The 3,220-nt window shown below is 62.3% G+C and carries 3 protein-coding genes; 1 reads left to right on the forward strand and 2 read right to left on the reverse strand.

What is annotated here, in order from left to right:
• Positions 1–203 precede the first annotated feature (203 nt).
• Positions 204–2,102, reverse strand: coding sequence for a putative bifunctional diguanylate cyclase/phosphodiesterase (locus tag ACY693_RS17115; RefSeq protein ID WP_462323018.1), 1,899 nt, complete (start codon positions 2,100–2,102; stop codon positions 204–206).
• A 93-nt stretch (positions 2,103–2,195) separates the two neighbouring features.
• A complete protein-coding gene (locus ACY693_RS17120; RefSeq protein WP_462323019.1) occupies positions 2,196–2,324 on the reverse strand; it encodes a hypothetical protein in 129 nt (42 codons plus the stop codon).
• A 45-nt stretch (positions 2,325–2,369) separates the two neighbouring features.
• Here ACY693_RS17120 and ACY693_RS17125 point away from each other — a divergent pair.
• Positions 2,370–3,220, forward strand: an 851-nt coding sequence (locus ACY693_RS17125) for an SLC13 family permease (RefSeq protein ID WP_462323020.1), incomplete at its 3' end; no start/stop codon positions are given.

The raw sequence follows: 3,220 nt of genomic DNA on the forward strand, positions 1-3,220 counted from the left end.
GGCAGCCCAAGCGACAAGGACAGCAGCGCAACCGCACCGAGGAGCGCGCGCCGGCTCCAATCCCAGCCAACTGCGTGCTTTCCGCCTTCCCTCATGATAGTCTCCAGTCCAGCTTCGCGCCCCGACAACAGACACGCGATATTACAAAAGTGGAATGCGTGTGACCACTTGCAAATGCACTGAGACCGCGGCGAGATCCCCACTCACCTCGGTTGGCTGGCGTCGGGACTATGCTCAAGTAGTCGGTCGATCATCTCAGCCGTTCCCGGCCTCATCAGATGGAAGCCTTGCACCAGCTCGCAATCCAATGCCGCCAGCTGCCGCAGCTGGGAGGAGGTCTCGACACCTTCGGCGATCGTCTTCAAGCCGAGCTCGCGGGCCAAGGTGGTCACCACGGCAACGATGCGTTGATCACGCTTGCTCTTGTGCATCGACGCGATAAAGGCGCGGTCGAGCTTCAACAGGTTCACAGGCAGGTCACGCAGATAGGCCAGCGACGAGTAGCCGGTCCCGAAATCATCGATCGCCAACAACACACCAAGCCCGCGCAATCGATCCAATGTCTGCCGAGCCCGCTCGACCTCGTTCATCACGCTGCTCTCGGTCAGCTCGAGCCAGAGCGTGCTCGGCGGCACCTGATGCCGTTTGAGGGCATGCTCGATCATCTCGACTAACCCATTGCTTGCGAGCTGATGGGCCGAGAGGTTCACCGCCATGCTGAAGCCATGGGCCGCTGGGTAGGTCGATTGCCAGTGGCGAAGCTGCGCCAAAGCCCTGTCGAGGACCCAGGCGCCGAGCTCGACGATGTGCCCAGTCTCTTCGGCAATCGGGATGAAGGCTGCTGGCGATACGAGACCGCGCGTCGGATGCTGCCAGCGCAGCAAGGCCTCAACCCCGACCGGACACCGTTGGCGAGCATCGAAAAACGGCTGGAAGTGCAGCTGCATCTCCCCACGACGCTCGCTACCGCGAAGGTCCTGTGCAAGCTCGATGCGCTCGATCAGTTGCGCCCGCAGAGGCGCATCAAAATGCTGAAGGCGGGCTCCGCCAAGGGCCTTGGCCTGATACATCGCGGCATCCGCATCGCGCAGAAGCTCGTGACAATCGGTTTGTCCATCTTGGATCACCAATCCGGCACTGGCGGTGATTCGATAGGCACGCCCCGAAAGCTGGAAGGGATGATCAAACTGTCGCAATAGGCGTTGTGCCTCGGCATCGATCATCTCGACCGTGCGCCCTCTGGCGTCAAAGACCAAGACGAACTCATCGCCGCCGAAACGCGCCACCAGATCACCGGAAGCCAGATTGGCGTCGAGCCGCTTAGCGACATCGACCAAGAGCTGGTCGCCGATATGATGACCAACGGCATCATTGACCAGCTTGAAATCGTCCAGGTCCATGAAGCAGATGGCGAAGATCTCGCCGCGCTCGCGCGCGCGCAGCCGACAGTGCTCGAGACGCTCAAGCAGCAGCGCGCGATTCGCGAGTCCGGTCAACGGATCATGCAGCGCACGATGGCGCAACCGCTCTTGGCTCTTGCGCAGCGCCTCCGAGGCCTCCTGCCGCAACAAGGCGCCAAGCATCGCATCGGCCACCGAGCGCAGCAGAAAACGGGCTGGCCGATGCCAAACGCGCGTGTCGCGGACGGAGTCGAAGCCAATGAATCCATGCAAACGCTGAGGACCCAGCAGCGGCACGACGATCAGCGACTGAATCCCCTGCTGCCCCAGCTCTTCACGCTCTAGGATGCGCTCATCCGGCAGTGCCGCGACCTCGGGTATATAGACGAGCTCGCCGGCCTCGAGCAGTGGCATCCACCACTGGATGCGATCCATCGGCACGCGCTGCAGATTATCGATCTCTGCGGTAATACCAGGCGCACACCACTCGTGGGTATTATCGAAGAATGGCGGATCGATCAGAAACAGGTAGCTGCGGTCGACATCAGCGAAGCGCCCGATCGACTCTAATGCTTCCTGTATGCCGGTATCGATATCGTCATCGTCCAGGCCCGCAAAACGCCGCAAGACCCTGCTCATTAGCTCCAGCAGGCCGTTCAGCTCCTCGCGGTCATCCTGGCGCGATGGCTCCGAGTTCAGCATGATCGATCTCTCCCGCCTGAGGCGATGCTCAGAGACCCACAGCGGGGTGTTTCAATCGCTCAATGCCCAACATCCTACTCGATATCTGCGTTTTTAGAACAGCCGGTTCACCGGGGCGATCTTTCTGCCCGAGAGCAGGCCCAGTTCGATCCGCTGCTGAGCAGTGCCGCCGCCAGAGCTACAGCGACGGTAGCCCAGCGCCTTACCAGAAACGCTTGTCATCGCTTAGTCCGTTGAAGTCGTCATGGTTGGCTGTACCTGATCGTCATGCGCCCACTGAATCTCATCATCGGCCTCGCGCTCTACCTCGGCCTTGAGCTTGGCGCCGGCCCGCTGCTCGGTGAGGTCGCGAGCGGTCTCGCGATCCTGGCCGCAATTGCCTGGCTCTGGCTCAGCGAGGCCTTGCATCTGAGCGTCACGGCCTTGCTCGTGCCGTTGCTCGCGATGATGAGCGGGATCATGCCCTTGGATCAGGCATTGACCGCCTTTGCCGATCCGGTGATCTTTCTCTTCCTCGGTGGGTTCGCGCTGGCCACCGGCCTGCGCGAGCAAGGACTGGACTGCTGGCTCGCGACCTGGGTGGTGCGGCGCGCCGGCCCAGGGCTAGGTCGCGCCGCGCGGGCGTTATTCTGGCTCACCGCACTGCTGTCGATGTGGATCAGCAACACCGCGACCGCGGCGATGATGCTGCCGCTGGCACTCGGATTACTCGCGAACCTGCCGGCAGAGCCGGGGCGCAATACGCGCATCTATGTGCTGCTCGGCATCGCCTTCGCGGCCAACATTGGCGGCATCGGCACCTTGGTCGGTAGTCCGCCGAACGCGATCGCGGCCGCAAGTACCGGTCTCGGCTTTGCCGATTGGCTCATGATTGGCGTGCCACTGGTGATCTTGATGCTACCGCTGATGGAGCTCGCGTTGCGCCTGAGCCTGAGGCCGCAGCTCGCCGGTCGGGTCGAGCCTGTGGGTGAGCCGGTGCGCTGGGGCCAAGCGCAGTGGTTGATGCTATTGGTGTTCGCGGGCACCGTGCTTGCCTGGGTGTTCGGCACCCCAATCGCCAACTGGCTAGAGATCGAAACGGGCTATGATGCGGCGGTGGCGCTGCTTGCACTGATCGC

The organism is Halochromatium sp. (assembly GCF_054919635.1).